19 protein-coding genes, 1 pseudogene and 1 riboswitch are annotated in these 25,538 nt (G+C 63.7%); of the genes and pseudogenes, 13 read left to right on the top strand and 7 right to left on the bottom strand.

All coding sequences use genetic code 11. The features are described 5' to 3' along the window. Positions 1-46 precede the first annotated feature (46 nt). The 8 genes from SJ05684_RS09360 (at position 47) to SJ05684_RS09320 (ending at position 8,268) form a co-directional block, all read left to right on the top strand. Positions 47-784, top strand: a complete 738-nt coding sequence (locus tag SJ05684_RS09360) for an SDR family oxidoreductase (protein ID WP_034850673.1) — start codon at positions 47-49, stop codon at positions 782-784. A 21-nt stretch (positions 785-805) separates the two neighbouring features. Further along, positions 806-2,311 (top strand): sugar ABC transporter ATP-binding protein, encoded by a 1,506-nt coding sequence (locus tag SJ05684_RS09355; RefSeq protein ID WP_034850671.1) that lies wholly within the window; start codon positions 806-808, stop codon positions 2,309-2,311. Positions 2,312-2,326: 15 nt separating this feature from the next. Then, the gene (locus SJ05684_RS09350) at positions 2,327-3,304 is read left to right on the top strand and encodes an ABC transporter permease (protein WP_034850669.1); all 978 of its coding nucleotides are present in this window, start codon (positions 2,327-2,329) and stop codon (positions 3,302-3,304) included. Between the two features lie 72 nt (positions 3,305-3,376). Then, positions 3,377-4,321, top strand: coding sequence for an ABC transporter substrate-binding protein (locus SJ05684_RS09345; RefSeq protein ID WP_034850667.1), 945 nt, complete (start codon positions 3,377-3,379; stop codon positions 4,319-4,321). Between the two features lie 54 nt (positions 4,322-4,375). Beyond that, positions 4,376-5,218 (top strand): ureidoglycolate lyase, encoded by an 843-nt coding sequence (locus SJ05684_RS09340; protein WP_034850666.1) that lies wholly within the window; start codon positions 4,376-4,378, stop codon positions 5,216-5,218. After that, positions 5,215-6,489 (top strand): L-fuconate dehydratase, encoded by a 1,275-nt coding sequence (locus tag SJ05684_RS09335; RefSeq protein WP_034850664.1) that lies wholly within the window; start codon positions 5,215-5,217, stop codon positions 6,487-6,489. Before SJ05684_RS09340 ends, SJ05684_RS09335 begins: the two co-directional genes overlap by 4 nt. Further along, entirely contained in the window at positions 6,489-7,247 is a 759-nt protein-coding gene (locus tag SJ05684_RS09330; protein WP_034850663.1) for an L-fucose dehydrogenase, read from the top strand. Before SJ05684_RS09335 ends, SJ05684_RS09330 begins: the two co-directional genes overlap by 1 nt. 268 nt (positions 7,248-7,515) lie before the next feature. After that, positions 7,516-8,268: a phosphodiester glycosidase family protein gene (locus SJ05684_RS09320; protein ID WP_034850660.1), complete on the top strand. Its 753-nt coding sequence runs from the start codon at positions 7,516-7,518 to the stop codon at positions 8,266-8,268. 19 nt (positions 8,269-8,287) lie between these two features. On the opposite strand, the gene SJ05684_RS09315 is transcribed toward SJ05684_RS09320, so the two are convergent. The 6 genes and pseudogenes from SJ05684_RS09315 to SJ05684_RS09290 all read right to left on the bottom strand — a co-directional run bounded on the left by SJ05684_RS09315 (position 8,288) and on the right by SJ05684_RS09290 (position 13,888). Continuing rightward, positions 8,288-8,632: a hypothetical protein gene (locus tag SJ05684_RS09315; protein WP_034850658.1), complete on the bottom strand. Its 345-nt coding sequence runs from the start codon at positions 8,630-8,632 to the stop codon at positions 8,288-8,290. A gap of 238 nt (positions 8,633-8,870) precedes the next feature. After that, complete coding sequence (gene bmt, locus SJ05684_RS09310) at positions 8,871-9,887, bottom strand: betaine--homocysteine S-methyltransferase (RefSeq protein WP_034850657.1); 1,017 nt, start codon at positions 9,885-9,887, stop codon at positions 8,871-8,873. A 162-nt stretch (positions 9,888-10,049) separates the two neighbouring features. After that, on the bottom strand, positions 10,050-11,096 hold the full coding sequence (locus SJ05684_RS09305; RefSeq protein WP_034850656.1) for a GNAT family N-acetyltransferase: 1,047 nt from the start codon (positions 11,094-11,096) through the stop codon (positions 10,050-10,052). 477 nt (positions 11,097-11,573) lie between these two features. Beyond that, positions 11,574-12,623, bottom strand: a complete 1,050-nt coding sequence (locus tag SJ05684_RS09295) for a quaternary amine ABC transporter ATP-binding protein (protein WP_034850655.1) — start codon at positions 12,621-12,623, stop codon at positions 11,574-11,576. Further along, positions 12,616-12,714, bottom strand: a pseudogene (locus SJ05684_RS30355) (proline/glycine betaine ABC transporter permease); the annotation flags it as partial. The pseudogene SJ05684_RS30355 and the gene SJ05684_RS09295, both read right to left, overlap by 8 nt. A 175-nt stretch (positions 12,715-12,889) precedes the next feature. Then, positions 12,890-13,888 carry a glycine betaine ABC transporter substrate-binding protein gene (locus SJ05684_RS09290; RefSeq protein WP_034850654.1) on the bottom strand — a complete coding sequence of 333 codons (999 nt, stop codon included), beginning with the start codon at positions 13,886-13,888 and terminating at the stop codon, positions 12,890-12,892. A gap of 376 nt (positions 13,889-14,264) precedes the next feature. Between SJ05684_RS09290 and SJ05684_RS09285 the strand changes: the two genes are divergently transcribed. Beyond that, positions 14,265-15,719: a cobyric acid synthase gene (locus SJ05684_RS09285; protein ID WP_034850653.1), complete on the top strand. Its 1,455-nt coding sequence runs from the start codon at positions 14,265-14,267 to the stop codon at positions 15,717-15,719. 180 nt (positions 15,720-15,899) lie between these two features. Beyond that, the gene (locus tag SJ05684_RS09280; RefSeq protein WP_034850652.1) at positions 15,900-18,068 is read left to right on the top strand and encodes a CHASE2 domain-containing protein; all 2,169 of its coding nucleotides are present in this window, start codon (positions 15,900-15,902) and stop codon (positions 18,066-18,068) included. 9 nt (positions 18,069-18,077) lie between these two features. On the opposite strand, the gene SJ05684_RS09275 is transcribed toward SJ05684_RS09280, so the two are convergent. Further along, positions 18,078-19,061 carry a FecR family protein gene (locus tag SJ05684_RS09275; RefSeq protein ID WP_095694243.1) on the bottom strand — a complete coding sequence of 328 codons (984 nt, stop codon included), beginning with the start codon at positions 19,059-19,061 and terminating at the stop codon, positions 18,078-18,080. 267 nt (positions 19,062-19,328) lie between these two features. Next, a riboswitch (cobalamin riboswitch) is annotated at positions 19,329-19,727 on the top strand. Positions 19,728-19,858: 131 nt separating this feature from the next. On the opposite strand from SJ05684_RS09275, the gene cobU reads away from it, so the two are divergent. The 3 genes from cobU to cobN all read left to right on the top strand — a co-directional run bounded on the left by cobU (position 19,859) and on the right by cobN (position 25,536). Continuing rightward, positions 19,859-20,386 (top strand): bifunctional adenosylcobinamide kinase/adenosylcobinamide-phosphate guanylyltransferase, encoded by a 528-nt coding sequence (cobU, locus tag SJ05684_RS09270; RefSeq protein WP_034850646.1) that lies wholly within the window; start codon positions 19,859-19,861, stop codon positions 20,384-20,386. Positions 20,387-20,388: 2 nt separating this feature from the next. Continuing rightward, positions 20,389-21,453, top strand: coding sequence for a cobalamin biosynthesis protein CobW (gene cobW, locus SJ05684_RS09265; RefSeq protein ID WP_034850645.1), 1,065 nt, complete (start codon positions 20,389-20,391; stop codon positions 21,451-21,453). A 243-nt stretch (positions 21,454-21,696) separates the two neighbouring features. After that, complete coding sequence (gene cobN / locus SJ05684_RS09260) at positions 21,697-25,536, top strand: cobaltochelatase subunit CobN (protein WP_034850644.1); 3,840 nt, start codon at positions 21,697-21,699, stop codon at positions 25,534-25,536. Positions 25,537-25,538 lie beyond the last annotated feature (2 nt).

Raw genomic sequence — 25,538 nt, 5'->3', positions numbered from 1 at the left:
AAATATCATTTCATATACGAACGAACGTCGCACATGGGAGGAGACCATGCGGCTGCACGGAAAAACGATTCTCGTCACCGCGGCCGGGCAGGGGATCGGGCGCGCCAGCGCCCTGGCCTGTCTGAAGGAGGGAGCGAACGTCATCGCAACGGATGTGAATGAATCGCTTCTTTCAGGCCTCGACGGCATGGAGACGGCAGCGCTCGACGTGAGGGATCCGGCGGCCATCAAGGCGCTTGCATCTCGCATCGGTCCCCTGGACGGTCTGTTCAATTGCGCCGGCTTCGTTCATCACGGCACGCTGCTGGACGTAAGTGACGACGATTGGGCCTTCAGCTTCGATCTGAACGTGACGGCAATGATGCGCCTTGCGCGCGCCTGTCTTCCCGGCATGCTGGAGCGCGCTGCCGAAACCGGAACTGCCTCCATCCTCAATATGGCCTCGATGGCTTCGTCCATTAAGGGTTTCGTCAACCGGACGGCCTATGGCGCCAGCAAGGCTGCCGTCATCGGTCTGACGAAGGCTATTGCCGCTGACTTTGTGAAGCACGGCGTCCGCTGCAACGCCCTTTGCCCCGGAACGGTCGATACGCCGTCTCTGCGTGGCCGGATCGCCTCGGCCGCCGATCCCATCCAGGCAGAAAAGGATTTCATCGCGCGTCAGCCAATGGGGCGCCTGGCGACAGTCGACGACATCACCCCCATGGTCGTCTTCCTTCTTTCAGACGAAAGCCGTTTCGTGACCGGTCAGGCCGTGCTGGTCGACGGCGGCGTCACAATCTGACTGCGGCGGGAGGCGCGGACCATGACCGACATTATTCGGATGGAAGCCATCGAGAAGGCCTTTCCCGGGGTGCATGCACTCAAATCGGTCAACTTTGATCTGCGCAGGGGCGAGGTTCACGCCCTGATGGGCGAGAACGGAGCCGGCAAGTCGACGCTGATGAAGGTTCTGTCGGGCGTCTATACCCCGGACGGCGGTCGCGTTCTCGTCGACGGACAGGAAGTTCATCTGCCGACGCCCAAGGCGGCACAGGACCTCGGCATCGGTATCATCCATCAGGAACTGGCGCTGATGCGCGACCTGAATGTCGCGCAGAATATCTGGATCGGCCGCGAGCCGCGCCTGCCGTTCGGACGCATCGACGAGGCTAAGCTGAATGCCGATGCGGTGGCGATCTTCGCCGGCATGAATATCAGGATGGACCCCCGAACGCCGGTTGCGGGACTCACCATTGCCCGCCAGCAGATGGTCGAGATCGCCAAGGCGCTTAGCTATCATTCCCGCGTGCTCATCATGGACGAGCCGACGGCGGCGCTGAACGACGCCGAGATTGCCGAACTCTTCACCATCATCCGCCGCCTGAAGGCTGAGGGCGTCGGCATCATCTACATCAGCCACAAGATGGACGAGATCAAGCGCATTGCCGATCGCGTGACGGTCATGCGCGACGGCGCCTATGTCGGGACGGTTGCGGCCGAGGACACGCCGATCTCGAGGATCATCTCCATGATGGTCGGGCGGGAGTTGAAGGACGAGGTTGCGGCCATTCCGGACCTTTCCAATGCCGAAACGGCGCTGGAGGTCCGCAATGCCAGCCGCGGCCGTGAGCTGAAGAATATCAGCTTCAGTCTGAAAAAGGGCGAGATCCTCGGCTTCGCCGGCCTGATGGGCGCCGGGCGCACCGAGCTTGCCCGCGCCATATTCGGTGCCGAGCCGATCGACAGCGGTGAGATCCTGGTGCACGGCAAGCCCGTGCGCATTACGAGCCCGGCGCAGGCGGTACGCGCCGGCATCGGTTACCTCTCCGAGGACCGCAAGCATTTCGGCCTGGCGCTCGGCATGGACGTGCGCGCCAATATCGCGATGGCGAGCCTCGGGCGCCATTCCGATGCGATCGGCCGCGTCGACGAGAAAGCGCTCGGCCGTGTGGCCAAGGACTATATCGGCAAACTCAATATCCGCACGCCGGGCGACCGGCAGGAGGTCGGGCTGCTGTCGGGCGGCAACCAGCAGAAGGTGGTCATCGCCAAGTGGCTGCTGCGCGATTGCGACATTCTGATTTTCGACGAGCCGACGCGCGGCATCGACGTCGGCGCAAAGGCGGAAATCTACCGCCTGCTCAAGGAACTGGCCGCGCAGGGCAAGGCAATCATCGTCATTTCCAGCGAGCTGCCGGAGGTTCTGCGGCTTTCCCATCGCATCGCCGTGATGTGCGAGGGGCGTCTGACCGGCATTCTGTCGGGCGGAGCCGATCAGGAAAAGATCATGGAACTGGCAACGGAACGTAACGGCAAGACGGCGGCCTGAGGGGGAAGCGCAACCATGGGTGTAAAGCAGAGCGGGCGCGGCGGCGCACAGCAGAAACTTCTGGCCTTCGCCAGCCTCATCGTGCTGGTCATCGGCTTCTCGCTGGCCAGCCCCAACTTCTTCCAGGTCTCCAACATCATGGCGATCCTGCAGGCGACTTCGGTCAACGGCGTCCTTGCCGTCGGCGTGACGCTGATCATCATCACCGGCGGCATCGACCTGTCCATCGGCACGCTGATGACCTTCTGTGCGGTGATGGCGGGCGTGGTGCTGACCTGGGCGGGCATGCCGCTGTCGCTCGGCGTTTTGACGGCGATCACTACTGGCGCCTTGTGCGGCTTGTTCTCTGGCAGCCTCGTCGCCCGCATGAAGATCCCACCCTTCATCGCGACGCTCGGCATGATGCTGGTGCTGAAAGGCCTGTCGCTGATCGTCACGGGCACCAAGCCCATCTATTTCAACGACACACCCGGCTTCACCTTCATTGCGCAAGGCTCGGTAGTCGGCGAGCTTATCCCGGCCTTCCCCATGCCGAACGGCGTGCTGGTTCTCTTTCTCGTCGCGGGCGTTTCAGCGTGGATTCTCGGGCGCACGGTGCTCGGCCGCTACACGTTCGCACTCGGCTCCAATGAGGAGGCTGTCCGGCTCTCTGGCGTCAACACCGATTTCTGGAAGATCGCAATCTACACGCTGGCCGGCGGCATCTGCGGGATTGCCGGCTTGCTCATTGCCAGCCGCCTCAACTCGGCCCAGCCGGCGCTCGGCCTCGGTTACGAACTCGAGGCGATTGCCGCAGTAGTGATTGGCGGCACCAGCCTTGCCGGCGGCCGCGGAACCATACTCGGCACACTCATCGGCGCCTTGATCATGTCGGTTCTGACCAATGGTCTGCGCGTCCTGTCGGTCGCGCCGGAATGGCAGACGGTCGTCACCGGCGCGATCATCATCATCGCTGTCTATGCCGATCAGATGCGCGTCCGCGCACGCAAATAAGGCCGCTGGCGGAAACGCCACGGTCAAAGCTCACCTCAGCATTTCAACCGTGAACACCAAGGAGGAGATACCATGTTCACAAGACGAACCCTGCTCGGCGCCGTAGCCGCGCTTTCCCTAATGGCCGGCGCCACCGGTGCCGGCGCCCAGGACAAGCTTTATGTCCCGCTGATCTCCAAGGGCTTCCAGCACCAATTCTGGCAGGCGGTGAAGGCCGGCGCCGACCAAGCTGCAGCGGAATTCGGCGTCGAAGTCACCTTCGAAGGACCGGACAGCGAAAGCCAGGTCGACAAGCAGATTGATATGCTCGCAGCCGCGCTGGCGAAAAAGCCAGCCGCCATTGGTTTTGCGGCGTTAGACAGCCAGGCGGCCATCCCGCTGCTGAAACAGGCGAACGACGCCGGAATACCAGTTATCGCCTTTGACTCGGGCGTCGACAGCGATATCCCGCAGGCCACTGCCGCCACCAATAACGCCGCGGCTGCAGCGCTCGCTGCCGATACCCTGGCCGAACTGATCGGCGATGCCGGCAAAGTCGCTGTCGTGGCGCATGATCAGACCTCACGCACCGGCGTCGACCGACGCGACGGTTTCGTCAACCGTATGAAGGAAGCCCACCCGAACGTCGAAATCGTTGCTATCGAGTACGGCGGCGGAGACCACTTGAAGTCGACGGAAATCACCAAAGCAATCCTGACGGCAAACCCCGACATCAAGGGCATCTTCGGCACCAATGAGGGCTCGGCCATTGGGGTCGTCAACGGCGTGAAGGAGCAGGGCGCCAAGGTGGTGATCATCGGCTACGACTCGGGCAAGGCCCAGAAGGATGCGATCCGTGAAGGTCTGATGGCGGGTGCGATCACACAGAACCCGGTGGGCATCGGCTATGAGACCGTCAAGGTCGCCGTCGCCGCCGCAAAGGGCGAGAAGATCGAGAAGACCATCGATACCGGCTTCTACTGGTACGACAAGACCAATATCGACTCGCCCGAAATCTCCGCCGTTCTCTACGACTGATCCGATCAATCCCGTCGGGGGCCTGCGCCCCCGACGCCAGCACATGGGACAACGATGAAACTGCTGCGCTATGGCCCCAAGGGGCAGGAAAAACCGGGCCTTCTCGACGCCTCCGGCCGAATTCGGGACCTTTCGGTCCATGTGGACGACATTGCGGGTGACGTGCTTTCCCCCGAGGGCCTGAGGCGCCTGGCGGCCATCGACCCGAGCGGACTGCCACTCGTCGACGGCACTCCGCGTCTCGGCCCCTGCGTCGGCGGGGTGGGCAAGTTCATCTGCATCGGGCTGAACTACGCCGATCACGCGGCCGAAACCGGCGCTGAGATCCCGAAGGAGCCCGTCGTCTTCAACAAATGGACGAGCGCGATCAGCGGGCCGAATGACGACATCGAGATCCCGCGTGGCTCCGTCAAGACCGATTGGGAAGTGGAACTCGGTGTGGTCATCGGCAAGGGCGGCCGCTACATTGAGGAAGAAGATGCCCTCTCGCACGTGGCGGGCTTCTGCGTCGTCAACGACGTCTCGGAGCGCGAATGGCAGATCGAGCGCGGGGGTACCTGGGACAAGGGGAAAGGGTGTGACAGCTTCGGCCCGATTGGACCCTGGCTCGTCACGCCCGACGAAGCTGGCGACATCGGCAATCTGGGCATGTGGCTCGAAGTCGACGGCCATCGTTTCCAGAACGGCACGACCGCCACGATGATCTTCGGCGTCGCGCATCTGATCAGTTATCTCACGCGTTTCCTGTCCCTTCAGCCAGGCGACGTCATTTCAACGGGCACGCCTCCGGGCGTGGGGCTCGGACAGAAGCCGCCGGTATTCCTGAAGGGGGGAGAAGTGATCCGGCTCGGGATCGACGGGCTCGGCGAGCAAACGCAGAAGGTGGTCAGGGCATGAAGATTACCGCCCTCCGCACGGTGGACGTGCGCTTTCCCACCAGCCAGCATCTGGACGGTTCGGATGCGATGAACCCCGATCCCGACTACTCGGCCGCCTATGTCATTCTCGAAACGGATGGCCCGCACGAGGGACACGGCTTGACCTTCACCATCGGTCGCGGCAACGAGATTTGCGTCGCGGCCATCGAGGCGCTTCGTCCGCTCGTCGTCGGCGTCGACATGGATTGGGTGGCAGCGGACATGGGGCGCTTCTGGCGCCATATCACGTCTGACAGCCAGTTGCGCTGGATCGGTCCCGACAAAGGCGCCATCCATCTCGCAACGGGTGCCGTCGTCAACGCCGTCTGGGACCTATGGGCGAAGATCGCGGGCAAGCCGGTCTGGCAGCTTGTCGCCGACATGAGCCCGGAGGAACTCGTTCGGTGCATCGACTTCCGCTATCTCACCGATTGCATCACTCCGCAGTGGGCGCTCGATTTCCTGACGAAACAGGCGGAGGGCAAGGCCGAGCGCATCGCAATGCTCAAGGCTGAAGGCTATCCCTGCTATACGACCTCGGCCGGCTGGCTCGGCTATGACGACGCCAAGCTGCGGCGTCTTTGCCGCGAGGCAGTCGACGCCGGCTTCAAATACGTCAAGATGAAGGTCGGCCGTGATCTTGCCGACGACATTCGCCGCCTGAGCATTGCCCGCGACGAGGTCGGTCCGGACGTCAACCTGATGATTGACGCCAACCAGGTCTGGGAAGTCGACGAGGCCATCGACTGGGTTAGGAAGCTTGCCTTCGTGAACCCCTGGTTCATCGAGGAGCCGACGAGCCCCGACGATGTGGAGGGTCACCGGAAAATCCGCGAGGGCGTCGCCCCGGTCCAGGTCGCGACCGGCGAGATGTGCCAGAACCGGATTCTGTTCAAGCAGTTCATCATGCGTGGCGCAATCGATGTCGTTCAGATCGACAGTTGCCGCCTCGGCGGGGTCAACGAAATCCTCGCGGTGATGCTCATGGCTGCCAAGTACGGCTTGAAGGTCTGCCCGCATGCCGGCGGCGTCGGATTGTGCGAATACGTCCAGCACCTCAGCATGATTGATTATCTCTGCATCGCCGGAACCCGCGAGGGCCGCGTGATCGAGTATGTCGACCACTTGCACGAACACTTTCTCGACCCGTGCGTGATCCGCAATGCGGCCTACATGCCGCCCGCCATGCCGGGGTTTTCGATCGAAATGAAGCCGGAGAGCCTCGAAACCCACCGGTTCAGGATGGTTTGATGGATCTGCACCTCAAGCACAAGGTCATCGTCGTGACCGGCGGCGGTTCGGGTATCGGAGCCGCGATCACGGAGGTTCTTTCGGAGGAGGGGGCCCGACCGGTGGTGGTTGCCCGTCGTCCTCCGGCAGACGAGTGGCTCGCCCGTACCGGTGCCGATTTCGTTCAGGCGGAACTGGGTGACGACAATGCTTGCCGGGCAGCGGTGGATGTCATCAGGAAGCGCCATGGAGCCGTTCACGGCCTCGTCAACAATGCCGGAGCCAATGACGGTATCGGGCTCGACAAAGGACCGGACGCATTCCGCGCCAGTCTCGACCAAAACCTGGTGCACTACTACATGATGGTCCACCTGCTGCGTGACGACCTTCGCGCCACGAAAGGAGCCATCGTAAACATCAGCTCAAAGACTGCGCTTACCGGGCAGGGCGGCACGTCCGCTTATGTCGCGGCCAAAGCCGCACAACTCGGCTTGACCCGGGAATGGGCAGTCGAGTTCCTGCCCGACGGCATCCGCGTAAACGCCATCGTCGTGGCCGAGGTCATGACGCCGCTTTATCGTCGCTGGCTCGATACACTCGCGGATGGCGATGCGGCGCTCGCGGATATCACCGCCCGGATACCCCTGGGGCGGCGAATGACCACGGCCAGGGAGATTGCCGACACATGCGCATTTCTTCTGTCCGATCGCGCCAGTCACACCACTGGCCAGTGGATTTTTCCGGACGGCGGTTATACGCATCTGGATCGGGCAATATAGGCCATCCATTCGGTCGTTCTCCGGCTTCTCGGCGGAGGCGGCATTGGATCGGCTGCAGCCGTAGCCAAGCGGCTAGCGCATCGGCCCGAAAACCGTACCCGATTTTCGGAAAGCTCGATGCGCAGAGTCAAAGAGAGACAGCGACCTTTGCGCGTCTGAAAAGACGCGCGGCGCTGTAGCCAGCATCAGCCATCGGCCGAAGGGGTTCGCATCAATCCGCCGCAATTCATGCGATGCTAAGCGACACGATTCAACCTGAGTCCATGCCATGCCGCTGTTTCCCAAAGTCTTCCTCGCCGGCGCCGCCATTCTCTCGGCAAGTCTGTCTGCCCCTGCGTCAGCAAGCTGCCGCAACGTCACCCATCTCGGTGAGGAGTACATAGCCTGCAGCTTCGATCCGGCATCGAGCGACATCCGCCTTTACAACAAGGACCAGTCCGGTGTGCCGTTCAGATCCTTCAAGGCATTGTCGCTGGAACTGCGGCAGCGCAACGAATATCTCGTCTTCGCCATGAATGGCGGCATGTATCACGAGGATCTCTCGCCCGTCGGCCTGCACATTGAAGAAGGCGCGGAGAAAGCTCCGCTCAATACCAATCCCGGCTGGGGCAATTTCCACATGCTGCCGAACGGCGTCTTCCATGTCGCCGAAGGGAAGGCGGGGGTGATGGCCGCGGAAGCTTACCGCGCCGCCGGCATTCGACCACGCTTCGCCACGCAGTCCGGGCCAATGCTGGTGATCGACGGTGTGCTGCATCCGCGGTTCCTGCCGGACAGCGACAGCTTGAAGACGCGCAACGGCGTCGGCGTGACCGGTTCGGGAGACGTCGTCTTCGCGGTATCGAAACGGCCGGTGCGCTTCCATGATTTTGCGACTCTGTTCCGCGACACGCTTGGCTGCCCCAATGCGCTTTTCCTCGACGGCTCGATATCGAGCCTCTATGCGCCGGAGATCGACCGCCACGATCGGTTATTCCCGCTGGGGCCGATCATCGCCGTCGTGGCGCCGTTTCCGCGTTGAAATCCCGCATGCGGAGCCGTCAAGCCGTCGGATAGGCCTTCTGCAACCCGCCGGATTTCGTCAGTCCCGCCTTGAAGGCCTGGTAGGCCGGGTGCTGACTGGAACGCGCGGCCTCCAAGAGCCGCATCTGCAGGCGGGCCGGTGCCGCGCTACCCAGCCATGCTCCGAGAGTTTCCAGCTTCAGCGAGTTCAGGAAACGCGCCTCCGAGGCGAAGTCGAGATGGCGATAGAGGCCGTCCATCAAATTCTCGTCCTGCTCGGGGTTTTCCATCAACAGCTTGATGAAGGCCTGGTCGGCTTCGCCGAAGCTCGAAAGCTTGGCGGCGGTCGTATCCCTGTCCGGAAAGGCGGCTGGTCCACTCATCGCATCGTCTCCCTCGATTCGAACATCCGTTCGGGGATAGGACAGGCGACCATCATACGCAAGGCGGCTGCTGAGCTCATCGGAGCGGCAGCTGCATCACAAAGCAAATGCGCGCCTAAAGATGCTCAACCCAAAGCGCAGAACTGGATGAGGAGTGTTTGGCTGCCGGAGCGCAATGGCGTTCGCTCCGAATCCGGCGATCGGCAGAGCCTTTCGTTGGATATGGCGCTCGCGCCTGTTACGCCCGGCGGCTTCTTCGTTCGCGCGCCGGCGCGGCAGGGCCCTCATTTGCCGTCTTGTTGCGCATTGGGCCGATCTTTTCGACGATCACCTCCAGCGTCGGGCGCTCGCCCTTCGCGTGGTTGTCGAGTGCAAGCCGCATGGCGGCGAGATGGGTGCAGGAGGTGCCGCAGCAGCCGCCGACGATCCGGGCGCCGGCATCGATGGCAAGGCGGGCATATTCCGCCATCAGCGGCGGCGTGCCGGAATAGTGGATCTCGGACCCGCGGAACTCGGGAATACCGCAATTGCCCTTGACGACGACGGTGGCATCCGGATTTGCCGCCGTCATGTCGAGCAGCGAAGAGAGAATGTCGGAGGCCCCTACGCCGCAATTGGCGCCGACGGCGACCGGGCCATCGCCAATGTCGCCGGCGACACCATGGATATTCTTCGGGTGCAGGCCCATCATCGTCTTGCCGGCGGTGTCGAAGGAACCGGTGTAGACAAAGGGAAGGCCAACTTTGGTGGCGGCTTCGGCAGCGGCGCGAATTTCATCCGGCGAGGACATGGTTTCGATCCAGGCGACTTCCGCGCCGCCGGCCTTCAAGCCCTCGATCTGCTCGACGAAAGCCGAGACGGCATCCTCATAGGAGAGCGCACCGAGCGGTACCAGCAGTTCGCCCGTCGGACCGACGGAGCCGGCGGTGATGACCTTGCGCGGCGCTTTGTCGGCAACGGCGCGGGCGATCTCGGCGGCGCGCTTGTTCAGCGCATGCACCCGGTCCTCGGCCTGGTGCAGCTTCAGCCGGTGGCGGGTGCCGCCGAAGGAATTGGTGAGGATGATATCGGCGCCGGCATCGACGAAGTCCTGGTGCAGCTTGGTGATGTTTTCCGGCTTCGACTCGTTCCAAAGCTCCGGCGCTTCGCCCGCTTCGAGCCCCATGGCAAAAAGTGACGTGCCGGTGGCGCCGTCTGCAAGCAGAACGCCTTTCTGGGCGAGGAGGTCGGAAAGGGCGTTAGTGGCAACGGACATCGGCTTTCCCCGGCTGAAGAGGTTGTAACAAGATATAAAGATATGTTTATGTCTTTGCGATCGGAGAGGCAAGCGAAATATGCGCGGCGGCGCTGCGCGTTGTGAATGCACGCCGGCTGCTGTCATGCTTCACAAGCCGCTGGTGCATCCTGCCCAAACGAATCAGCGCCGCCGCAGGGAACGCAAGACGAGCCATTTCAGCGGCCGCAGCCTTTGATAAATCCGGGTCGCTCGAAGCCGTCCTCTCACGCGCAGCCCCGCGTGATAGAATCGGCCCCGCATCGTTACGGCCTCGTTGCGTTCCGAAAGCGCTGTCGTCGTCCTGCAGCTTTCCAGCTTCCAGGGCTCGTTTCCGATGCCCAGATCCATCCATTCGAAGCCGTTGTCGTGCAGCCACTTCAGTGATTTGTAAAAAAGGATGCTGCCGGGGGAATGCTTCGACCACTCGTCGCCTTCGTAGGACAGCATGATGGCGTAGTAACGCTTGCCTGCGACCAGGCCCCAAATGGTGGCGACGACCGTCTCCCCAACCATCAGGTAGAAGAGGATCAGCATCCCTTCGTGATGGAAGAGGGGTGTCCCGCCGTGAAAGAAGTCGTGCTTGTCGCGGTCGACATCGAAGCCCGGCACCATCGTCTCCTCGAAACGGCGCTGCTTCTGGCGGAGCATGATCTCCGTGACCTTCTTCACTGCGTCGGGAGCCCGCGCGATGTGAAAGCCCACGGGCGCTACCCGCTCAAGACCCCGGATTTTTCGAAGCAGCGTGCTGCGGCGAGGCACCTCCTCGTCGATTTTGTTCCAGGGCCGCCGCAGATCCGTCGCATGGCACGAGAGTTCGCTTTGACGCTCGCCGAGAAAGGCGAGCGGATTGACCAGCCCCTCCACGTCCGCCGGCATCTTAACGAGGTCGACGACGTCGAACGGGGGCAGCATCAGGGCAATCTGCTGCCACAGATACTCCGCGATCTCCTGCGACCAGATGATCTGCGAATTGAAGAGAATGGGCGCGTTGTAGTCGGCGGCCTCATGGTCCATGCACTGGAGAAGCCGTGCGCCGCCCCGGTTCAAGATCCGTAGGGGAAGGAACATCACGGGCCGCGAAGCTTCGTCTCGCACCTCGACGAAATGAAAGCTCTGGCTGCCAGAGCGTCCGAAGCTGTTCAGCCACGCCTGCAGAAACGTTGCCGTCTGAAATGCGTGGAATTGCACCGCCGGGCCCGCCGACCGACCATCACGGGGCCACTCCGGCGAGAGATCCTCCAGCCTTTCATGTATTGCTATCCTAAAGTGTTCCGGCACCGCGCTTCCAACAGGTCTTTGCCATAATCGCTTCGACACCGAACATGACAGCTTTCGGTTAAGAGCAGGTTTTTTTGAACGGTGCGGAACACGGGCGCGATCCAGACTACGGCGCCGCGCGTCGTATCAGACGGGCAAAGGTCGCTGCAGCACGTTGAATCGCTGCGTGTCTTTGCGAGGTCGATTTAACGAGACATGCAGTAGGGCTGCTCACTTCCGGCTCTGTTCGGCGGCGATGCTCTGCCGACGCCGGTCGCTCGCGGCGTTTCATCCGAGAGCGGAGCAGCATGATAGGAGCAATGGGACGCGCAACAGCGACGCTGCGCGTCAGGAAAGTCGCTTAGGGCGACGTGCGGGTGGGCGCCCTTCGTCGTCCAAGACGGAGAGTCACGCCGCCTTTCGGTCGCCGTCGTGACTTGCCGGGCTTACCATCGCCGAAATGATCGTCTGCAGGTCGATGACGCCGATCGGGCGGCCGCTGACATCGATGACATGGGCCTTGTCGATCCGCGCTCCCGTCATCATACGGGCGGCCGTCTCGAGTACGGTGCCCGCCGCAAGCGGCAGGCCCTCCGGATTACCCGAGAGCGGGCGCATGACGGTTTCGACATTGATCACGCGGCCACGGTTCACTTCCTTCACGAAGGCTGTGATGTAGTCATCGGCCGGCGAGAGCACGATGTCCTGCCCGGTTCCTTGCTGCACGACGCCACCATCGCGCAGGATGGCGATCTTGTCGCCGAGCCTCAGCGCCTCGTCGAGGTCGTGCGTAATGAAGACAACGGTTTTCTTGAGTTCCTTCTGCAGTTCGAGCAGCACCGTCTGCATGTCGACGCGGATCAGCGGATCGAGTGCGGAATAGGCCTCGTCCATGAGCAGAATTTCGGCGTCGTTGGTGAGCGCCCGAGCAAGGCCGACACGCTGCTGCATGCCGCCGGAAAGCTGGTTGGGATAGTGCTTCTCAAAGCCGCTGAGCCCGACGCGTTCGATCCAGCCGAGGGCACGCTTCTCGCTCTCGCGGCGGTCGACGCCTTGGATTTCCAGCCCGTAGACGGTGTTTTCAAGAACCGTCCGGTGCGGCAGCAGTGCGAATTTCTGAAACACCATGGCCGTCTTGTGGCGGCGGAACTGGCGAAGATCGTTTTCGTTCATCTGACAGACGTCGACGCCGTCATAGAGCACTTCGCCCGCGGTCGGGTCTATCAGCCGGTTGATGTGGCGGATCAGCGTCGACTTGCCCGAGCCGGACAGGCCCATCACCACCGTGATGCACCCGCCTGGCATGGAGATGTTGATGTCCTGGAGCCCGAGTACGTGTCCGTGTTTCTCGTTGAGCTCAGCTTTGCTCATGCCGTTCTTGACGAGGTCGATGTACCCCCGCCCGCGCGGGCCGAAGATCTTGTAGAGGTTCTTCACCTCGATTGCGTGGCTAGCCATGAACTACCTCCGAATGCGTCTGCAGCCGTCTGCCGAAGGCCTGGCTGGCACGATCGAAATGAATGGCGCTGCCGAAGACGGCAACGCCGTTGAGAGCACTTTTGCGCAGACCCGACACCCGCATTCTGCGATTGCCAGAGAGAATAGTAATGTGACAGGGCAGAGCGTCGTTCGCTGTGCTGTTTGCGCCGCCGATGCAGTTTCGTCGCGAAAGCACGGATCGCAATGGCAGGGCCGCCGTATGGGTTTGTGCCGTTCATATTCCCTCAGAGCGCCGCCTTGACCTTTTCCGCCACGTCGGGGCGCACCCACTTCCCCCAGATATCCTGGAAATTCTGCAGGAAATAGCGGGCGGCGTCCATATTGGTGGCGCGGTTCTGGTCCATCCAGGCGAGTATCCTGTTGACCGTCGCGTTGTCCCACTCCCGGGCCATCATGTAGTCCATGGCGACGCCTGCCTTGCCCGAGAAGGATTTTGTCACGACGGTGAAGACGTCGGAGATCGGATAGGAGTTGACCTTCGGGTTCGGGCAATCGGGAACGGCAGTGCATCTGTCCCACTCGGCCTTGTCGTGATCGACGCCGAAAGACAGGCGCACCATCTGGTATTTGCCGAGGATGGCGGTTGGCGCCCAGTAATAGCCGAGCCAGCCTGCCTTCTTCTCGAAGGCATCGGCGATGGAGTCGTCGAGGGCGGCGGCCGATTCGGGATTGACGAGCTGGAAGCCGGCCTTCTCCGCGTCGAGCGCCTTGAAGAGGTTTGCCGTCGAGGTTCGACAGTTCCAGCCGGCAGGGCAATTGTGGATCACCCCTTTTGAGGGTTCATCGGCGGCGGGAAATAGCTCTGGATGGCTCAAGGCATCGTGGACGGTCCTGATGTCCGGATGCGCGTCGGCGACGGATTTCGGCATCCACCAGCCTTCCACGCCCCCTTCGGTCAAGATCCTCGCCGCCTGGATGAGACGACCCTCCTCGATCGCCGCGTTGAGCGGCGTGCGCACCGAGCTGATCCAAAGCTCCGGCGCGACGTCGGGTTCGCCCTTTTCGTTCATCGAGGCGAAGGTCGGTATCGTGTCGCCCGCAACCAGCGTGACGCTGCAACCATAGCCGTGTTCGAGGATGATCTTGTCCACATGCGCGGCGATACCGGCGGAGGCCCAATTCATTTCGGCAATGCTGACATTGCCGCATTCCGCAGCTTCGGCCGAGCCTGCCAGCGCATGGATACACGCAGCCAGGAGTGTTGCTGCGATGAATTTCCTCATGGCGTCACGATCTTTCGCTACGTCTCCGGTCAAGCGGCTTTCCGACCCTACTGTATGCTTCTTTAACCCGTAACCGATCCAATGGCAAAAGACTTGCGGCAGCGGCTTCGGGTACGGGCGAGCAAAAATGCGGAATTCACCTTTGCTTAAGCTCTCAATAACGATCCGGTAAGGATGTCAGGCTAATTGTTTGCCTGCGGCGGGCAACTGCCTCAGGTCCGGATCAGGTGTTGCGTGCCGGACCATTCTTTCGTCAGCCTCCGGTGACCAATCCGCTCAGTCGTGCGGGGCGTCGTTGCACATTTTGTCGCCGCCAGCCCGGAAAAAGCCGCTGCCGTTTCTTTGCGTCCGAAGCTTTGGATGATACGGGGAAGGCATGACGCGAACGATCATGCTGCAGGGCACCGGCTCGGATGTCGGAAAATCGGTACTGGTGGCCGGGCTCTGCCGGCTTGCCTCGAATCGCGGCCTCAAGGTCAGGCCCTTCAAGCCACAGAACATGTCGAACAATGCCGCCGTCTCCGATGACGGCGGGGAGATCGGCCGTGCGCAATGGCTGCAGTCGCTCGCGGCCCGCGTGCCGTCATCGGTGCACATGAACCCGGTGCTCCTGAAGCCGCAATCGGACGTGGGCAGCCAGATCATCCTGCAGGGCAAGGTCGCCGGCCAGGCCAAGGGTCGGGAATATCAGGCGCTGAAGCCGAAGCTTCTCGGCGCGGTGATGGAGAGCTTCGAGCTCGTCTCCGCCGGCGCCGATCTCGTCGTGGTCGAAGGGGCGGGGTCGCCCGCTGAAATCAACCTGCGCCCTGGCGACATCGCCAACATGGGCTTTGCGATCCGCGCCGGCGTGCCGGTCGTTCTCGTCGGCGACATCGACCGGGGCGGCGTCATCGCCTCGCTCGTCGGCACGCATGCGATCCTGCCGGAGGAAGACCGGCAGATGATTACCGGCTATCTCATCAACAAGTTCCGCGGCGATGTCTCGCTCTTCGACGACGGGGTGGCGGCAATCGGGCGATTCACCGGCTGGCCCTGCTTCGGCGTGGTGCCGTGGCTGAAGAGCGCCGGACGTTTGCCGGCGGAGGACTCCGTCGTGCTGGAGAGATTGGCGCGCGGCAGCGAAAAGGCGCTGAAGGTCGCCGTTCCGGTGCTGTCGCGGATCGCCAATTTCGATGATCTCGATCCATTGGCCGGCGAGCCGGAGGTCGACCTCGTCTTCGTCCGGCCGGGTATACCGCTTCCCGCGGATGCAGGGCTGGTCGTCATCCCGGGCTCGAAATCGACCATCGCGGACCTCAAGGACTTCCGCGCCCAGGGCTGGGACCGCGACCTCGAGCGGCATGTGCGGCGCGGGGGCAGGGTGATCGGCATATGCGGAGGCTATCAGATGCTCGGCAGCCGCGTCACCGATCCGCTCGGCATTGAAGGCAGCGAGCGTGAGATCGCCGGCCTCGGCCTGCTTGCAGTCGAGACCGAGATGGCACCGGAAAAGACCGTGCGCAACAGCCGCGCTCGGTCGCTGCAGCACGACGTGGCGCTCGAAGGCTACGAGATCCACCTCGGCAGGACGACGGGGCCGGATTGCGACCGCGCACCGGTCTTGATCGACGGTCGCCCCGACGGGGCGATGTCGGCGGACGGCAGGGTGATGGGCACCTATCTGCACGGCCTTTTCGGCAGCGATGCCTATCGCGCCGCGCTGCTCCAGAGCTTCGGGATCGAGGGCGGGGGCGCGAGCTACCGCCAATCGGTCGATGGCGCACTCGACGATATCGCCGCAGAGCTCGATACGGTGCTCGATCGGGACTGGCTCGATCAGTTGTTCGGCTAGGCACGCCCTTCACCAACAAGTCTGCGAAGCCACCGCGGAGCCCGTCGTCCTTACGCGCCTACCACGATTGTTCATGATTGCGCCGCCGCCGCATTAGATGCAGCATGGCGCAAGCGGCGGCAGATGGTTTCCCCGGGGCGCATGGGGTGCGGACCCGCAGGAAAAGCTCGGACCGCAGCCATGACACGCGCGCAGCTCGTTTGCGTCCTTCTCGGCCTGGCAATCGTCGCGGCACTGACAATGCTGCGGACCAGTGATCCGCCATTGCTGAAATTCGCCCGCGAAGTCACGTTCGACGAGTATCAGCGCCTCGCGCCGCGGCCTTTCGAGGTACTCCCGGTGCGCGTCGTCGACATCGACGAGGCGTCGCTCGAGCAATTCGGCCAGTGGCCCTGGCCGAGAGACCGGATGGCGGATCTGGTCGATCGGCTTACCGAAATGGGCGCGGCCGTCATTGCCTTCGATATTCTCTTCGCCGAACCGGATCGTCTTTCGCCTCGGAGCGTCATGCGCGACGTCGGAGACCTGGATCCGGCGCTCGTCGCCCGCCTGCCGGACAATGACGAGACGTTTGCGCGGGCGATCGCGGGAAAGCCGGTCGTGCTTGGCTTCGGACTTTCCAATAGTGGAAACTATCGACCGCCGGTAAAGGCGGGCTTTGCCTTCACGGGCGAAAGCCCCTTCGATGCGCCGCCCAGGCTCGCCGCGGCAACGCCGATCAGGCCGGAACTCGAAACGAATGCGGCCGGCGTCGGCCATATCAGCCTCAATCCCGAAAGTTCCTCCGCCGTCGTGCGCGCCGTGCCGTTGCTCTTGAGCGACGGCGAGCAGCTCTATCCCAATCTCGCCCTTGAGGCTCTGCGGGTCGCGCAAGGCGCCTCGACCTATCTCCTCGCGGGGGCAACGGATGTGGCGGACACGATAACGCTGATCAGGGTCGGCGATTTCGTCGTACCGGTGACGGCGGCCGGAGAGCTCTGGCTCTATGTGAGCCCGGATCGGCCGGAGAGATATGTCTCGGCCGCCGAGGTCCTTGCTCCGGGCAGCGCCGCGACGGAAGCGAGGGCTGCAATCGGAGGCAGCATCGTCTTCGTCGGCACCTCGGCCGCCGGCTTGCTGGATATCCGTGCAACCGCTCTTGGAGATAATGTTCCCGGCGTGTCGCTGCACGCGCAGACCGTCGAGCAGATCCTATCCGGACGCTTTCTCTCCCGCCCGGATTGGGCCGACGGACTCGAAATCCTGTCGGTTGCAGTCGCAGGCAGCCTGCTCGTCCTGCTCACGACCTTCGTCAGCCCGGCCGTGGCGCTGGCCTGCGGCCTGCTGATCACCGTGCTCGCGCTCGTTGCCTCATGGCTCGCCTTCGTCCATGGCGGGCTTCTCTTCGATCCGCTGGCGCCGATCGTCTTCGGTTCGATCATCCATTTCGCAGCAACGGCCTACCGCTTCCTGGTGAGCGACCGGGAGCGGCGCGTCGTCCGGCGTGCCTTCGGGCAGTACCTGTCTCCCTCTTTGCTCTACCGGATCGAGCACACGCGAAACGCCTTGCGCCTCGGCGGCGACGACCGGGAGCTCACGCTGATGTTCGTCGACGTGCGCAATTTCACCGAGATCAGCGAGCGCCTGGCGCCGACGGAAGTGGTGCACTTTCTCAACAGGCTGCTCGACGCGCTGAGCCACCACGTGATCGACAATGAGGGCACGCTCGACAAGTTCATCGGCGATTCGATCATGGCCTTCTGGAACGCGCCGGTCGACGTAGCGGGGCACCCCGGCAAGGCCGTCCATGCGGCGCTGGCCATGCGCGAGACGCTCGCCCGGCTCAACGAGGCCGATGCCTTCGGCTTTGGTGACGAGCGCAAGGTCGCGATCGGGGTCGGCATCCATACGGGACTCGCCTGCGTCGGCAATATGGGAGCGGAAATACATTTCAACTATTCGGCGGTGGGCGACGCCGTGAATGTCGCCGCCCGCATCGAAAGCGCCTGCAAGGACATCGGCTTCGACATTCTCGTATCCGAAACGACGGCAAAGGCCCTCGGTGGCTGCGCCCTGCTCGATGCCGGGGCTCTGCCTCTCAAGGGCAAGACGACGCGAACGAGGCTTTTCGCCGTGGTCGGCGGCAAGGCGCTTGCCACGTCCCCGGAATTCTTCGAGCTGCAGCGCATTCATGGGCAGCTGATCGCGGCTCTGCAGGTGCGTTCGCCCGATACGCGCCGTATTCTGAGCATGGCGAAACTCAAGGCCGGCGGCTTGGCACCCGGACTTGAGGAGTTCTATCGCCGCATCCCGCGCCGCGCCGACCACTTTCCTGCCGAAGAGACGGAAAGGGGAGGGGCAGGCGAGTGAGTTCCGCCCTCATTTCCACCGGGCCGGCCTGTCCGGTCTGTCTGGGCGATCCGGTCTGTCGGGTCGGTCGGGCCTGTCCGGGCGAGAGTGGCCGTTCGGATGATCCGGCCTATCCGGTCGGTCGGGCCTATCAGGCCTATCAGGCCTGTCCGGCCTGTCCGGTTTGCCAGGCTTGTCAGGCTTGTCAGGCTTATGGGGCTTATGAGGCCTGTCCGGCTTGTGCGGCTTCGGCTTGGGCGGCCTTACAGGCTCCCCGGGTTCCGGGGTAATCGGCGCCTGGTCGACGCGCGGCGGCGGAAGCTTGTCGGGCCGGATTTGAAGGGCAGCCGCAAGGCCGCAGCCGCTGCCGCTCCAGCCAGACGAAAGCCGTTGCTGGCCCGACAGGAACGGCAATGCCCGCGGGTTGCCAAGCGCCCTGAGCGTGCCGCGATTGACCGGCCGGGTGTCCGACATCGCGCCGTTGGGTTTTGCGATCACGCAGTCGCAGCGGCGCGTCAGTTGCCGGCAGCCGCCGCGGCCGCAAAAGTCGGCCGCGCCCGACAGCAGCACGACGGCCGTCGTGCCGTCGCCGCCGACATAGAAGTCGAATACGGTGCCGCGAACGCCGATCGTTCCGGCCGGCGTCAGGATCCGGTAGGCGGAGTGCCTGGAATTGCCGCTGATCCAGCGGAACGTTCCCTTCGCCGCCGCAATCGTCAGATTCTGCACGGTTTTCGAGTCGTCGAAGACGAACCGGTCGATGACTACGGAGGAGCCGGCGCCGAGCGCGAGCTTGCTGCCATCCCGGAAGACGAACTGGCCGAGGCCGGACCTGGATGTCGATATCCGCTCGTCGCGGTGCACCGCGTCCTGCACGGCGAGCGGGCCGGCCGCGCCCCTGACCTCGGTCTTGATGCGGACCGCTTGGCCTACCGGTTCGGCCGCGCCTGCCGGGGGGGAGCCAGCAAGCGCAAAACTCAACCCAACAATTACGGCACGACGCAGATACGACATCGCACCCTCCGACGCGAACCTCCTTGAGGTTCGCGGACATGATCGGCAGACGGGAGCTGCACCTTCACCGCGGTCAGCTCCAGACGGTGCTTTTTACCATGCGGTGGTAAGCAGTGTCTGCTCACCTGTTGTGAGTAGCCACGACCCCGTAGATTCAAAAAGTTGCAGCGCCCCTTGTGCGTCCTGGAGGACGAACGGAGGGCATCTGGCGCAATTCGCGGGCAACGCGTCGCAGGGCGTCGATTGACATCGCAGCCAGGGCTTCATAATTAACGGGAATTGGATGGTTCCCTCGTGCCGGGCCGGTGCGAGGGAGTAAATGGGAATGCGGCGGGGCGGACCCACACCGGGCGCCCTTATCGCAGCCGACCCCGCGACTGTAGAACGGTCAGGGGCCGCTATCGGGTATGCCCATCCTCTCTTCGATGGACTGCATGGGCAGTTTCACCGGGGAGCGGTGGCGTGCCGGAAAAGCCACTGGTGTGGCATCGTGATCAGCCGGGCAGGACGCCTCTTCTTCTACGAATCGTCCGCCTTTCACGAAGCCGTAAGCACTGGGAAGGTGAGGCGGACCCGTTCGGGTCCAGGCATCGTCGCGCTGTTCCGTGTGATGCCTTGGCCCGTGAAGCCGTGAGCCAGGAGACCTGCCATCCGTCAGGGCATCCCGCCCGAGGGGAGAATTGTCCCCGATGCCAGCACGGAGGTTGTCGTGGCTTTCAGATTTCTCCGTCCCGCGACCCGCGGGCGCCTAGCGCATTGCTTTCTGCCTTGGTCATTCGTGAACTGAGGCTTTTCGCATGACCCTCTCCAATGTCGGCCCGACGCTCGTCCTCGGCGGTGCCCGCTCCGGCAAGTCCGGCTTTGCCGAAAGACTCGTCGAAGGCAGCGGTCTGTCGATGCATTATGTCGCGACCGGGCGCGCATTCGACGAGGAGATGCGCGACCGCATCGTCCATCACCAGGCGGCGCGGCAGGGCAAAGGCTGGACGACCCATGAGGAGCCGCTCGACCTCGTCGGTCTGCTCAGCCACATCGATGCGCCGGAGCACGCCGTCCTCGTCGACTGCCTGACGCTTTGGGTCACGAACCTGATGATGGAGGGGCGCGACATGGCGGCGGAGTTCGCGACTCTCGCCGCCTTCCTGCCGGGCGCTCGGGCCCGTCTTGTTTTCGTTTCCAATGAAGTCGGCCTCGGCATCGTCCCGGAAAACCGCATGGCGCGCGAATTTCGAGACCATGCGGGCCGGCTCCACCAGATCGTCGCGGAGAAATCCGCCGAAGTCTATTTCGTCGCGGCCGGACTGCCGCTGAAAATGAAAGGTTGACCATGACACGCGCAAAGGCCCAGCAGGGCAAGATCCCGGCCACCGTCATTACCGGCTTCCTCGGAGCCGGCAAGACGACGATGATCCGCAACCTGTTGCAGAATGCCGACGGCAAGCGCATCGCGCTCATCATCAACGAATTCGGCGATCTCGGGGTCGACGGCGACGTCTTGAAGGGCTGCGGCGCCGAGGCCTGCTCGGAGGAGGACATCATCGAGCTCACCAATGGCTGCATCTGCTGCACCGTCGCCGACGACTTCATCCCGACCATGACGAAGCTGCTCGAGCGCGAGAATCGCCCCGACCATATCGTCATCGAGACGTCGGGTCTTGCGCTGCCGCAGCCGCTGGTCGCCGCCTTCAACTGGCCGGACATTCGCAGCGAAGTGACGGTCGATGGCGTTGTCACCGTCGTGGACAGCGCCGCGGTCGCTGCCGGACGCTTTGCCGACGATCACGACAAGGTCGATGCGCTGCGCGCCAATGACGACAATCTCGACCATGAGAGCCCGCTCGAGGAACTTTTCGAGGACCAACTGACCGCCGCCGACCTGATCGTCCTCAACAAGACCGACCTCATCGATGTCGATGGGGTGAAGGCCGTGCGCGAGGAGGTCGCCTCCCGCATCCGCCGCAGGCCGGCAATGATCGAGGCGCGGAACGGCGAGGTTGCCGCCGCCATCCTGCTCGGCCTCGGCGTCGGCACGGAGGACGAGATCGCCAATCGCAAGTCGCATCACGAAATGGAGCACGAGGCAGGTGAGGAACACGACCACGACGAGTTCGAGAGCTTCGTCGTCGAAGTCGGTGCGATCACGGACCCGGCCGGATTCGTCGAGCGGCTGAAGAGCGTCATCGCCGAGCACGACATACTGCGTCTCAAGGGTTTTGCCGATGTGCCCGGCAAGCCGATGCGGCTCCTGATCCAGGCGGTCGGCAGCCGCATCGATCAATACTACGACCGCACCTGGGCACCCGGGGAAACTCGCGGCACGCGCCTCGTCGTCATCGGCCTGCACGACATGGACGAAGCAGCGGTACGCGCGGCGATCGCGGCGCTCGTGTGAGATGGTCTTGGGTTTGAACGCGAAATACCCCTCCTCTTGCAAGAGGAACCCCTCCAATAGGAGCCCCTCCCCAACCCCTCCCCACCAGGGGGAGGGGCTTACCTTGCCGCGCCGCCTCCACCTCCGTAAAAAACGGCTCAGTCAGACTGAGGGGCGGAAAGCGGGCAGGCGAGGGCCGCAGGCGCCCAGCCCTTCCCCCTGGTGGGGAGGGATTGGGGAGGGGTGTTTTCACGAGGAGGTCCCATGCACCTCCTCCTAGCCCAGAAAGGCACGATTGCCGACGGCAATGAAGCGATCGATCTCGGCCAGAGCCCGGCCGATATTCTGTTCCTCTCGGCCGCCGACACGGAAATTGCCTCGATCGCCGCCGCCCATCGCCAGCGATCGGGCGCAAAGAGCCTGCGCATTGCCAGCCTGATGAACCTGATGCATCCGATGTCGGTCGACACCTATGTCGAGCGGACGGCACGGCATGCCAAGCTGATCGTCGTGCGTCCGCTCGGCGGCGCCAGCTATTTCCGCTATGTGCTGGAGGCGCTACACGCAGCGGCGATCGCGAACAAGTTCCAGATCGCCGTGGTGCCCGGCGACGACAAGCCCGATGCGGGCCTCGAGCCTTTTTCGACCGTTTCGGCTGAGGACCGTGAGCGTCTCTGGGCCTATTTCACCGAAGGCGGTGCCGACAATGCGCGCCTTTTCCTCGACTATGCCGAGGCGTTGATCGATGGCGGAGAGAGGCCGGAACCGGCGCGGCCCTTGCTCAAGGCCGGCATCTGGTGGCCGGGGGCAGGGGTGATCGGGGTAGGGGAATGGATGCGGCAGGTTGGTTTCGGCGGGGGTACCGTTCCGCAGACGGATAGCCCGCCCACCATTGCCATCTGCTTCTACCGCGCCCTCGTCCAGAGCGGCGAGACCAAGCCTGTCGAAGCGATGATCGAGGCACTGGCTGCGGAAGGCATGCGGGCCTTGCCGGTCTTCGTCTCCAGCCTCAAGGACGCGGTCTCTATCGGCACGCTCGAGGCGATCTTTGCCGAGGCTGCTCCTGACGTGGTGATGAATGCCACGGGCTTTGCAGTCTCGGCGCCCGGTGCCGATCGCCGGCCGACAGTGCTCGAATCGACGGGGGCGCCGGTCTTGCAGGTGATTTTCTCGGGTTCGTCGCGCGCGGCCTGGGAAGCCTCGCCGCAGGGGCTGATGGCGCGCGATCTCGGCATGAATGTCGCCTTGCCGGAAGTGGACGGGCGCATCCTTTCCCGCGCCGTCTCTTTCAAGGCGGCCTCGGTTTACGACCCGCTGGTCGAAGCCAATATCGTCGGTCACGAGCCGCTTGACGACCGCGTGCAATTTTCCGCCCGTCTCGCCGCCAATTGGGCGAAGCTCAGACGGACCGAGACCGATGCGCGCCGGATCGCCGTCGTCATGGCCAATTACCCGAACCGCGACGGCCGCCTCGGCAACGGCGTCGGCCTCGACACGCCGGCGGGCACGGTCGAGGTGCTGAGGGCGATGGCGGCGGAGGGCTATCCGGCCGGCCAAGTGCCCGACGACGGCGACGCGCTGATGCGCTTCCTGATGGCCGGGCCGACCAATGCCGCGAGCCGCGACCGGGAGATCCGCGAGAGCATTTCCCTGAATCGATACAGGGACTTCTTCGCGTCTCTTCCGAGAAAGATTCAAGAGGAGGTGACGGAGCGCTGGGGGGCGCCCGAGGCCGATCCTTTCTTCCTCGATGATGCCTTTGCGCTTCCGCTCGCCCGTTTCGGCGATGTCCTGGTCGGCATCCAGCCGGCGCGCGGCTACAATATCGATCCGAAGGAGACCTATCATGCGCCGGACCTCGTGCCGCCGCATGGCTACATCGCCTTCTACGCCTATCTGCGCCAGGTCTTCGGTGCCGATGCGATCATTCACATGGGCAAGCACGGCAATCTCGAATGGCTGCCCGGAAAGGCGCTGGCGCTCTCCGAGGCCTGCTATCCCGAGGCAATCTTCGGGCCGACGCCGCACCTCTATCCCTTCATCGTCAACGATCCGGGCGAGGGCACGCAGGCCAAGCGCCGAACGAGTGCCGTCATCATCGACCACCTGACCCCGCCTTTGACGCGGGCGGAATCCTACGGGCCGCTCAAGGATCTGGAGGCGCTGGTCGACGAGTATTACGAGGCGGCAGGCGGCGATCCGCGCCGCCTGCGTCTGCTCAGCCGCCAGATCCTCGACCTCGTGCGCGACATCGGCCTCGACCACGACGCCGGCATCGACAGGGGCGACAGCGACGAGGCGGCGCTGGAGAAGCTTGACGCCTATCTCTGCGATCTCAAGGAGATGCAGATCCGCGACGGGCTCCATATTTTCGGCGTGGCGCCTCAAGGACGGCTGCTGACCGACCTTACCGTTGCGCTTGCGCGTGTGCCGCGGGGCTTAAGCGAGGGCGGGGACCAGAGCCTGCAGCGGGCGATTGCGGTGGATGCGGGATTGGGGCGTGGTGCTGAAGTTACCCCCTATGGCCTATCGGCCATCTCCCCGCTCCCGCCTCAACCCTTCGACCCCCTCGACTGCATCCACTCCACTCCATGGCCCGGCCCCAAGCCCGACCTACTCGCCACCCTCTCGGACGCTCCCTGGCGCACCGCCGGCGACACGGTCGAGCGCATCGAACTGCTTGCGGCGAAGCTCGTCTCCGGCGAAATCGCCTGCCCGGAGGACTGGACCAACACGCGGGCCGTGCTCAACGAGGTCGAACTTCGGCTGAAGCCCTCGATCGAAAGCTCCGGTGCAGCCGAGATCAAGGGCCTGCTCACCGGCCTCGACGGCCGCTTCGTTCCGCCTGGCCCATCCGGCGCTCCGACGCGCGGGCGCCCCGACGTGCTGCCGACCGGCCGTAACTTCTATTCCGTCGACAGCCGCGCCGTGCCGACACCGGCGGCCTATGAGCTCGGTAAGAAATCGGCCGAACTGCTCATCCGTCGCTACCTGCAGGACCACGGCGAATGGCCGACCTCCTTCGGGCTCACCGCCTGGGGCACTTCCAACATGCGCACCGGCGGCGACGACATCGCCCAGGCGCTGGCGCTGATCGGCGCCAAGCCCCTCTGGGACATGGCCTCGCGCCGGGTGACCGGCTACGAAATCGTGCCGCTTGCCGTGCTCGGCCGTCCTCGCGTCGATGTTACCCTGCGCATTTCCGGCTTCTTCCGCGACGCCTTTCCGGATCAGATCGCACTTTTCGACAAGGCGATCCGCGCCATCGGCGCGCTCGACGAGGACGATGCCGACAATATGATCGCCGCCCGCATGCGCGCGGAGGCCCGGCGTCTCGAAGGGGAGGGCATCGATGCCAAGGAGGCGGCGCGGCGGGCGTCCTATCGCGTCTTCGGCGCGAAACCCGGTGCTTACGGAGCGGGCCTGCAGGCGCTGATCGACGAGAAGGGCTGGGAAAAGCGCGGCGATCTTGCCGAGGCCTATCTGACCTGGGGCGGCTATGCCTATGGCGCCGGCGAGGATGGCAAGGCGGAGCGGAGCATTTTCGAGCAACGCCTGCGCTCGATCGAGGCCGTCGTCCAGAACCAGGACAATCGCGAGCACGACCTGCTCGACAGCGACGACTATTACCAGTTCGAAGGGGGCATGAGCGCGGCGGCCGAGCATTTGAGCGGCGCGCGTCCGGCGATCTACCACAACGATCATTCGCGGCCGGAAAAGCCGGTGATCCGCTCGCTGGAAGAGGAGATCGGGCGGGTGGTGCGCGCCCGTGTCGTCAATCCGAAATGGATCGACGGCGTGATGCGCCACGGCTACAAGGGTGCCTTCGAGATCGCCGCGACGGTCGACTACATGTTCGCCTTCGCCGCGACGACCGGGGCGGTGCGCGACCATCATTTCGAGGCCGCCTACCTGGCCTATATCGCCGACGAGAAAGTGCTCGAGTTCCTGCGGGACAAGAACCCGGCCGCTCTCGCCGAACTGGCGGAGCGGCTCTTGGAGGCGGTCGAGCGGGGGCTATGGAGCCCGCGCTCCAATTCGGCACGATTTGAACTGAGCGGCCTTGCCGCGCGCACCGGCAAGGCCGGAAACAACAGGGAGTGAGA

Origin of the sequence: Sinorhizobium sojae CCBAU 05684 (assembly GCF_002288525.1) — a bacterium.
GTDB lineage: Bacteria > Pseudomonadota > Alphaproteobacteria > Rhizobiales > Rhizobiaceae > Sinorhizobium > Sinorhizobium sojae.
The sequence above is the reverse complement of the archived record's forward strand: the minus strand, read 5'-3'. Positions and strand labels throughout refer to the sequence as shown.

Coding starts and splice junctions, on each gene's coding strand:
- cobN (WP_034850644.1), top strand. CDS start 21,697: ATGCACCTCCTCCTAGCCCAGAAAGGCACGATTGCCGACGGCAATGAA.
- SJ05684_RS09360 (WP_034850673.1), top strand. CDS start 47: ATGCGGCTGCACGGAAAAACGATTCTCGTCACCGCGGCCGGGCAGGGG.
- SJ05684_RS09285 (WP_034850653.1), top strand. CDS start 14,265: ATGACGCGAACGATCATGCTGCAGGGCACCGGCTCGGATGTCGGAAAA.
- SJ05684_RS09340 (WP_034850666.1), top strand. CDS start 4,376: ATGAAACTGCTGCGCTATGGCCCCAAGGGGCAGGAAAAACCGGGCCTT.
- SJ05684_RS09275 (WP_095694243.1), bottom strand. CDS start 19,061: ATGTCGTATCTGCGTCGTGCCGTAATTGTTGGGTTGAGTTTTGCGCTT.
- SJ05684_RS09335 (WP_034850664.1), top strand. CDS start 5,215: ATGAAGATTACCGCCCTCCGCACGGTGGACGTGCGCTTTCCCACCAGC.
- SJ05684_RS09280 (WP_034850652.1), top strand. CDS start 15,900: ATGACACGCGCGCAGCTCGTTTGCGTCCTTCTCGGCCTGGCAATCGTC.
- bmt (WP_034850657.1), bottom strand. CDS start 9,887: ATGTCCGTTGCCACTAACGCCCTTTCCGACCTCCTCGCCCAGAAAGGC.
- SJ05684_RS09345 (WP_034850667.1), top strand. CDS start 3,377: ATGTTCACAAGACGAACCCTGCTCGGCGCCGTAGCCGCGCTTTCCCTA.
- cobW (WP_034850645.1), top strand. CDS start 20,389: ATGACACGCGCAAAGGCCCAGCAGGGCAAGATCCCGGCCACCGTCATT.
- SJ05684_RS09295 (WP_034850655.1), bottom strand. CDS start 12,623: ATGGCTAGCCACGCAATCGAGGTGAAGAACCTCTACAAGATCTTCGGC.
- SJ05684_RS09355 (WP_034850671.1), top strand. CDS start 806: ATGACCGACATTATTCGGATGGAAGCCATCGAGAAGGCCTTTCCCGGG.
- SJ05684_RS09315 (WP_034850658.1), bottom strand. CDS start 8,632: ATGAGTGGACCAGCCGCCTTTCCGGACAGGGATACGACCGCCGCCAAG.
- cobU (WP_034850646.1), top strand. CDS start 19,859: ATGACCCTCTCCAATGTCGGCCCGACGCTCGTCCTCGGCGGTGCCCGC.
- SJ05684_RS09350 (WP_034850669.1), top strand. CDS start 2,327: ATGGGTGTAAAGCAGAGCGGGCGCGGCGGCGCACAGCAGAAACTTCTG.
- SJ05684_RS09290 (WP_034850654.1), bottom strand. CDS start 13,888: ATGAGGAAATTCATCGCAGCAACACTCCTGGCTGCGTGTATCCATGCG.
- SJ05684_RS09320 (WP_034850660.1), top strand. CDS start 7,516: ATGCCGCTGTTTCCCAAAGTCTTCCTCGCCGGCGCCGCCATTCTCTCG.
- SJ05684_RS09330 (WP_034850663.1), top strand. CDS start 6,489: ATGGATCTGCACCTCAAGCACAAGGTCATCGTCGTGACCGGCGGCGGT.